The sequence below is a fragment of the Sulfitobacter sp. HI0040 genome, assembly GCF_001634885.1.
Taxonomy (GTDB): domain Bacteria; phylum Pseudomonadota; class Alphaproteobacteria; order Rhodobacterales; family Rhodobacteraceae; genus Sulfitobacter.
This window is the reverse complement of the sequence record NZ_LWEX01000079.1, coordinates 82714-90981: the sequence shown is the minus strand read 5'-3', so window position 1 is coordinate 90981 and position 8268 is coordinate 82714. Positions and strand designations below refer to the sequence as shown.

5 protein-coding genes are annotated in these 8268 nt (G+C 62.9%); all 5 read left to right on the top strand.

Translation table 11 applies throughout. The features are described 5' to 3' along the window. Positions 1 to 85 precede the first annotated feature (85 nt). Positions 86 to 898 carry an undecaprenyl-diphosphate phosphatase gene (locus A3728_RS06620; RefSeq protein ID WP_067921368.1) on the top strand — a complete coding sequence of 271 codons (813 nt, stop codon included), beginning with the start codon at positions 86 to 88 and terminating at the stop codon, positions 896 to 898. Positions 899 to 1054: 156 nt separating this feature from the next. Next, positions 1055 to 2488 carry an NAD(P)-dependent oxidoreductase gene (locus A3728_RS06615; protein WP_067921366.1) on the top strand — a complete coding sequence of 478 codons (1434 nt, stop codon included), beginning with the start codon at positions 1055 to 1057 and terminating at the stop codon, positions 2486 to 2488. 11 nt (positions 2489 to 2499) lie between these two features. Beyond that, complete coding sequence (locus A3728_RS06610; protein WP_067921364.1) at positions 2500 to 2940, top strand: GFA family protein; 441 nt, start codon at positions 2500 to 2502, stop codon at positions 2938 to 2940. Then, the gene (locus tag A3728_RS06605; RefSeq protein ID WP_082850946.1) at positions 2937 to 3668 is read left to right on the top strand and encodes a hypothetical protein; all 732 of its coding nucleotides are present in this window, start codon (positions 2937 to 2939) and stop codon (positions 3666 to 3668) included. Before A3728_RS06610 ends, A3728_RS06605 begins: the two co-directional genes overlap by 4 nt. Then, positions 3665 to 8197, top strand: a complete 4533-nt coding sequence (gene gltB / locus A3728_RS06600; RefSeq protein WP_067921362.1) for a glutamate synthase large subunit — start codon at positions 3665 to 3667, stop codon at positions 8195 to 8197. Before A3728_RS06605 ends, gltB begins: the two co-directional genes overlap by 4 nt. Positions 8198 to 8268 lie beyond the last annotated feature (71 nt).

Here is an 8268-nt window from a genome sequence, read left to right as displayed (position 1 = left end):
TGCTGCCGGAGTACCTCTGGCGCTTCCGGCCGTCGGGCCAGTATGACGCCATCAAGGATTCGGCGCGTAACCTGCGCCGCGGTTGATGGAAGCTTCCACGACGATCGTAGCCGCCTTTCTGGGTCTGCTGGAGGGTTTGACGGAGTTCATCCCGGTGTCCTCCACCGGGCATCTGCTGTTGGCGGGCCATTTCCTCGGCTTCGAAAGCGCGGGCAAGACGTTTGAGGTCGTGATCCAGCTGGGCGCGGTGCTGGCGATCCTGACAGTCTATTCCGCGCGGCTCTGGGCCGTGTTTCGCGATGCGCCGCATGATCCTACGGCGCGGCGGTTCATTCTTTCGGTACTTATCGCGTTCATGCCGGCGGTTGTCGTCGGCGTATTGGCGCATGATTTCATTAAGGAAGTCCTGTTCGAGACACCGATGCTGATCGCGGTGATGCTGGTGCTCGGCGGTATCGTGTTGCTATTCGTCGATCGGGTCGCGCCCCCGCCGCGGCATGAGGACGCGATGCGCCTGCCGCTGCTGATGGCGCTGAAAATCGGGGTCATCCAGTGCCTCGCGATGATACCGGGCGTATCCCGTTCGGGCGCGACCATCGTGGGGGCGCTCATGCTCGGGGCGAGCAAGCGGGCGGCGGCGGAGTTCTCGTTCTTTCTGTCGATGCCCACCATGGCCGGGGCGTTCGCCTATGACTTCTATAAGAACCGTGATGTCATCGATGCCTCTGCCATGGGGGAGATCGCGGTTGGATTTGTCATGGCCTTCATCGCGGCAGTGCTGGTGGTGCGCTGGCTGCTCGATTTCGTCAGCAAGCATGGATACCGGCCTTTCGGCTGGTGGCGAATCATCGTCGGGAGCGTTGCGCTCGTCGCTCTGATGGTCGGAGGTGAGGTATGAGGTTAGGTATTAGGTCCGATACGGGCCCATATTTCGGCCTTTATGCGGCTAGCGCGGGTGTTCCCGCGGGTGAAAATAGCATATAGGTCAGCATAGCTGACTTTATTTCCTTTTCCGTCTGCTTTATTGGGGTACGGCAGACCGGAGGAGGATGATATGGCTGAGCAACCCATGCTGACGTTCACGCGCGTGCCGCGGGACATGCCCGAAAAACGTCCACCCGATTTGCGCCGGACGGATTTTCGGGAAATCTACGCCGAATATGCCGACGCGAAGGCGCAGGAGCAGTCCAGCCGCTGCAGTCAATGTGGCGTGCCTTATTGCCAATCCCACTGCCCGCTGCAGAACAACATTCCCGACTGGCTTCGCCTCACGGCAGAGGGCCGTTTGCGGGAAGCCTATGATGTCAGTCAGGCGACGAACACCTTTCCGGAAATCTGTGGTCGCATCTGTCCGCAGGATCGCCTCTGCGAAGGGAACTGCGTGATCGAGCAATCGGGTCACGGTACTGTCACGATCGGTTCGGTGGAAAAGTACATCACCGATACCGCGTGGGAAGAAGGCTGGGTCACGCCGCCTTCGCCTTCGCGGGAGCGGGAGGAAAGCGTCGGTATCATCGGTGCGGGCCCCGGGGGTCTCGCCGCGGCGGATATGCTGCGCCGTGCAGGCGTACAGGTCACGATCTACGACCGCTATGACCGCGCGGGCGGTTTGCTGACCTACGGCATCCCCGGCTTCAAGCTGGAAAAGGACGTGGTGATGCGCCGCAATCGCCAGCTCGAAGAGGGCGGGGTCACTTTCCGGCTGAACTGCGACGTGGGCCGTGACATCTCCTTCGACGAAATCCGCGACGCCCATGATGCCGTGATCATCGCGACCGGTGTCTACAAAACACGTGAAATTCAGGCCCCCGGTGTCGGCGGGCTGGGCGTAGAGCGGGCCATTGATTTTCTGACCGCGAGCAACCGTAAGAGCTTCGGTGACGCGGTGGAGGCGTTCGATAGCGGGCGGCTCGATGCAAAGGGCAAGCGGGTCGTCGTCATCGGCGGTGGCGACACCGCCATGGATTGCGTCCGCACGAGCATCCGGCAGGGCGCCGAAAGCGTGAAATGCCTCTACCGCCGCGACCGGACCAATATGCCCGGCAGCCAGCGCGAGGTTGCGAACGCCGAAGAAGAAGGCGTGGTCTTTGAATGGCTGACCGCGCCCAAGGGTTTTTCCGGCGATCCCGTCAGCGGTGTCATGGCGCAGCGGATGCGGCTGGGTCAGCCAGACGCCACCGGGCGGCAGGCCCCTGAACTGGTCGACGGGTCCGACTATACCGAGGAAGCGGACCTTGTGATCATGGCGCTTGGGTTCGAGCCGGAGGACCTGCCGACGCTCTGGGACGTGCCGGACCTGCCGGTAAATCGCTGGGGCACGATCAAGGCGGATTACATCACCGGGGCGACCGCGCTGGATGGTGTCTATGCCGTGGGCGATATCGTACGGGGCGCCAGCCTCGTTGTCTGGGCGATCAAGGACGGGCGTGACTGCGCTGCCGCGATCCTCGACCGGTTCGGCGGCCTGACAGCCGTCGCAGCGGAATAGGTGGCTGGCCCGTGTCCGCGGCGGAACATCATGAAGGCCATTGCCTCTGCGGGGCCGTCACCGTCAAGGTGAATGGCCCGCTGGGCGATATCTCGGCCTGTCATTGCGAGATGTGCACGCGGTGGAGCGGTTCCGTCCAAATGGGCGCGGAAGTCGACCGGGACCGGGTGGAAATAGCGGGCCCTGTGGGCACCTACCAGTCTTCCGAATTCGCGGAACGCGCATGGTGCCAAGCCTGCGGTTCCGCCGTCTGGTTCAAGGATACCGTCGGCGAGAATGAACATGTTTTTGAACTGGCTCCCGGCCTTTTCGACGGCTTCGGCGGGGCCCGCTTGGAGCGCGTGGTTTATTGCGACAGTGCTGCGGGCGGTGTGCGCCTTGCGGGCGATCTGGACCGGATGACCAAGGCCGAATACGAGGCGCAATTCCCATTCGTGGAAGACAGCGCATGACCCGCCCTTGCGCCCTCACCCGTGTGGCCTGCTGTTTCGCGCTCGCCCTGCCTTTGGGAAACCAGGTCGCGGCCCAGCAATCCCGATTGTTTTCGCCGCCCGAGGGCTGCGAAGCCTTTCTGACCGTGCAGCAGAAGGCATGCATCGTGTCGCATCACTGGACCTGCAAGGCGGATCCCGCCGGGGTGCAGTGGCATGCCGAAAGCGATGAAATGGGACCCTACTATGTGGGCCAGACGGACGGCGAAACCCAGTGGTTGCAGTCCTTCAACCTTGCGCAGGGGCGCACGACGACGCTGGAGCAACCCGCCGCGGATCCCGCCAACCTGACCACTTTGCTGGACAGCGGGATCGACACCTATGATTTCATCCTCCTGTCACCGGAAGGAAATTCGCGCGTATTCGGTTATGACCGGATTATCGACGAAAGGGTGGAGATCGACGGCGAGCCGCTTGCCATGACTGAATTCCACGTGACCGAAACGGATACGGACGGCGAAGTGACATATGAGGCGAAGGGGCATGAATATGTCTCTCGTCGGCACAGGCGTTTCTTTGCCGGGACAGGCCAGGTCCTGCAGGGTGCCGGTGGCGCCTTCGACTATGACAGTACCCCGGTCGATTTCATCTACCCGGGTGAACCGGGTTTTCTGGCCCGTAAACCTATTTACGGCTGCTTCGAACAGAAGGCCGCCGCCCCCCTCTTGCAGAAGGATGTTGCACAATGATCCATGATGAACTCTGGGCCGAGGCCGAGGCTGCAAAGCGTGCGCATCTGGCCGAAAACGGGATGTATTCCGAAGCGGACGAACATTCGTCCTGCGGAGTTGGCCTCGTGGTGAATGTCGACGGGTCCAAATCCCGCGAGGTGGTGCTGAACGGTATTCGCGCTCTCAAGGCGATCTGGCATCGCGGTGCGGTGGATGCCGACGGCAAGACAGGCGACGGTGCGGGCATCCACGTCCAGATCCCGGTGCCCTTCTTCTACGATCAGGTGCGCCGTACCGGACACAACCCACGGCAGGACGAGATGATCGCCGTGGGGCAGGTGTTTCTGCCGCGCACGAACTTCGCCGCGCAGGAAACCTGCCGGACTATCGTGGAAACCGAAGTCCTGCGGATGGGCTATTACATCTATGGCTGGCGCCATGTGCCGGTGAACATTTCCGTGCTGGGGGAAAAGGCCAACGCCACCCGGCCAGAGATCGAGCAGATCCTGATTTCCAACGCCAAGGGCGTGGACGAGGAAACCTTCGAACGTGAACTCTATGTCATCCGTCGCCGGATCGAAAAGGCCGCCATCGCGGCGCAGGTCCCGCAGATGTACATCGCGTCGATGTCCTGCCGCAGCATCATCTACAAGGGCATGATGCTGGCACAGGACGTGGCCGAATTTTACCCGGACCTGATGGATGACCGCTTCGTTTCGGCCTTTGCCATCTACCACCAGCGTTATTCGACGAACACCTTTCCGCAGTGGTGGCTCGCGCAGCCGTTCCGCATGCTCGCCCATAACGGAGAGATCAATACCCTGAAGGGCAACCTCAATTGGATGCGCAGCCATGAGATCCGCATGGCCTCGGGCGCATTCGGTGACATGGCCGGGGATATCAAGCCTATCGTGGCAGCCGGATCGTCCGATTCCGCTGCTCTGGACGCAGTGTTCGAGGTGCTGGTCCGCGCGGGCCGCTCGGCCCCGATGGCCAAGACAATGCTGGTGCCGGAAAGCTGGTCCAAGCAGGCGGTGGAATTGCCGCAGTCGTGGCGCGATATGTACAGCTACTGCAACTCCGTCATGGAGCCGTGGGACGGCCCCGCCGCACTTGCGATGACCGATGGCCGCTGGGTTTGCGCAGGCCTTGACCGCAACGGGTTGCGCCCGATGCGCTATGTCGTGACGTCAGACGGGATGCTCATCGCCGGGTCCGAGGCGGGGATGGTCCCGCTGGACGAGGCACGTGTGGTGCGCAAGGGCGCACTGGGCCCGGGGCAGTTGATCTCTGTCGATATGGCCGAGGGTCGGCTCTACGACGATGAGGAGATCAAGAACAAGCTGGCTGCGGGTCAGCCCTTTGGCGAATGGGTCGGCAAGATCAACGAGTTGGATTCGGCGCTGGCCGATGTCACCGAGGCGCCGCTTTTCACCGGAAACGAGTTGCGGCGCCGTCAGGTGGCGGCGGGCTACAGCGTCGAGGACCTTGAACAGATCCTTGCGCCCATGGCCGAGGACGCCAAGGAGGCGCTCGCCAGCATGGGCGACGATACCCCCTCCGCTGTGCTCAGCGCGCAGTATCGTCCGCTCAGCCATTTCTTCCGGCAGAACTTCAGCCAGGTTACCAACCCGCCCATCGACTCGCTGCGCGAATACCGGGTGATGAGCCTGAAGACCCGGTTCGGAAACCTCAAGAACGTGCTGGACGAAGACAGCAGCCAGACCGAGATCATCGTGCTGGACAGCCCCTTTGTCGGCAATGCGCAGTTCGAGGAACTGACCAGCCATTTCAACGCCACAGTGGTGACCATCGACTGCACGTTCGAGCCGGGCCCCGGCAACCTGAACGCGGGGCTGTCCCGCATAAGGGCAGAGGCAGAAGATGCCGTGCGATCGGGCGCCGGGCATCTTGTGCTGACGGATCAGGCCAGCGGTGAGGGCCGGGTGGCGATGCCGATGATCCTTGCCACAAGTGCCGTGCACAGCCACCTCACACGCAACGGGCTGCGTACCTTCACCTCGCTCAACGTCCGGTCTGCCGAATGCGTGGATGCGCATTATTTCGCGGTCCTCATCGGCTGTGGCGCCACCATCGTGAACGCCTATCTGGCCGAGGATTCACTTGCCGACAGGATCGAGCGCGGGCTGCTGGACATGACCCTGACGGAAGCGGTGGCGCGGTACCGCACCGCCATCGATCAGGGCCTTCTGAAGATCATGGCCAAGATGGGCATTTCTGTCGTGTCCTCCTACCGGGGTGGGCTCAACTTCGAAGCCGTGGGCCTGAGCCGCGCCATGGTGGCGGAATATTTCCCCGGCATGATCAGCCGGATCAGCGGCATCGGCGTACTGGGCATCCAGCGCAAGGCCGAGGAAGTGCACAGCCGTGGCTGGATGGGCGACGGCGTCGTCATGCCCATCGGGGGCTTTTACAAGGCCCGCGCCAGTGGTGAACGCCACGCGTGGGAAGCGTCGAGCATGCATATGCTGCAGGAGGCCTGCAATCGCGCCTCCTACGCGATGTGGAAGCAGTACAGCGCCAAGATGCAGAGCAATCCGCCCATTCATCTACGCGACCTGCTGGATATCAAGCCGCTGGGCACGCCCATCGGTCTTGAAGAGGTCGAAAGCATCACCTCCATCCGCAAGCGTTTCGTGACGCCGGGGATGAGTCTGGGCGCGCTGTCGCCCGAAGCGCACAAGACGCTGAACGTGGCGATGAACCGCATCGGCGCGAAGTCCGACAGCGGCGAGGGCGGCGAGGATCCGGCGCATTTCGTGCCGGAGCCGAACGGCGACAATCCCTCCGCCAAGATCAAGCAGGTCGCTTCGGGGCGTTTCGGGGTGACGGCGGAATACCTCAACCAGTGCGAAGAACTGGAGATCAAGGTGGCCCAGGGCGCGAAGCCCGGCGAGGGCGGGCAGCTGCCCGGCATGAAGGTGACCAAGCTGATCGCGCGGCTGCGTCACTCGACCCCCGGCGTGACCCTCATCAGCCCGCCGCCGCATCATGACATCTATTCGATCGAGGACCTCGCGCAGCTGATCTACGACCTTAAGCAGATCAACCCGCGCTGCAAAGTGACGGTCAAGCTCGTGGCTTCTTCGGGCGTGGGGACCATCGCGGCGGGTGTGGCCAAGGCCAAGGCGGATATCATCCTGATCTCCGGCCATAACGGCGGCACCGGCGCCTCGCCCGCGACCTCGATCAAATACGCAGGCCTTCCGTGGGAAATGGGCCTGACCGAGGCGCATCAGGTTCTGAGCATGAACAAGCTGCGCGACCGGGTCACCCTGCGGACCGATGGCGGCTTGCGGACCGGACGCGATATCGTGATGGCAGCGATGCTGGGGGCCGAAGAATTCGGCATCGGCACTGCCGCGCTGATCGCGATGGGCTGCATCATGGTGCGCCAGTGCCAGTCCAACACCTGCCCCGTGGGCGTCTGCACGCAGGACGAAGCCCTGCGCGGCAAGTTCACCGGCAATGCGGACAAGGTCGTGAACCTGATCGGCTTCTACGCGCAGGAAGTGCGCGAGATTCTGGCCAGCATCGGGGCACGCAGCATCGATGACGTGATCGGCCGCGCCGACCTGTTGACGCAGGTCAGCCGTGGCTCGGCCCATCTGGACGATCTCGACCTGAACCCGCTGCTCATCACCGTCGATGGCGCGGATCAGATCGTCTACGACCGCGACAAGCCGCGGAATGCCGTGCTCGACACGCTGGACGAACAGATCGTGCGGGATGCCGCGCGGTTTCTGCAGGACGGCGAGAAGATGCAGCTTTCCTACGCCGTGCAGAACACGCACCGCACGGTCGGCACGCGGGTGTCGAGCCATATCGTCAAGCGTTTCGGCATGCGCGACAACGGCTTGCAGCCCGATCACCTCACTGTGCGCCTGACCGGTTCCGCCGGCCAATCGCTGGGGGCCTTCGCGGCGCCGGGGCTCAAGCTGGAGGTGTCGGGTGATGCCAACGATTACGTCGGCAAGGGCCTTTCGGGCGGCACCATCGTGGTACGCCCGCCGATGGCAAGCACGATCGTCGCCTCCGAAAATACGATCATCGGCAATACCGTGCTCTATGGCGCGACTGCGGGCTATCTCTTTGCCGCCGGTCGCGCGGGTGAGCGTTTCGCGGTGCGTAACTCGGGCGCGCGGGTCGTGATCGAAGGCTGCGGCAGCAATGGTTGTGAATACATGACTGGCGGTGTTGCGGTGATCCTTGGCGATATCGGTGCGAACTTCGCTGCCGGTATGACCGGCGGCATGGCCTACCTCTACGATCCGGAAGGACAGGCCCAGGCGCTGATGAACGTCGAAACGATCGTTACATGCCCGGTCACCGTGGATCACTGGACATCCGAGCTGAAGGAACTGCTGGAGCGGCATCTGAAGGAAACCGGAAGCCGCCGGGCGGGTGACATCCTGCAGCACTGGGAGACGGAGAAGGAACATTTCCTGCAGGTCTGCCCCAAGGAGATGTTGGCGCATCTTCCCGCACCCATCGGCGTCGAACGCGCCGCCGTCCCGGCAGAGTAACAACAGAGGGCGTCCCGCCATGCGGGGCGCCGTTCCCTACCTCCTCACCGAAATGACAGTTTGATATCCGG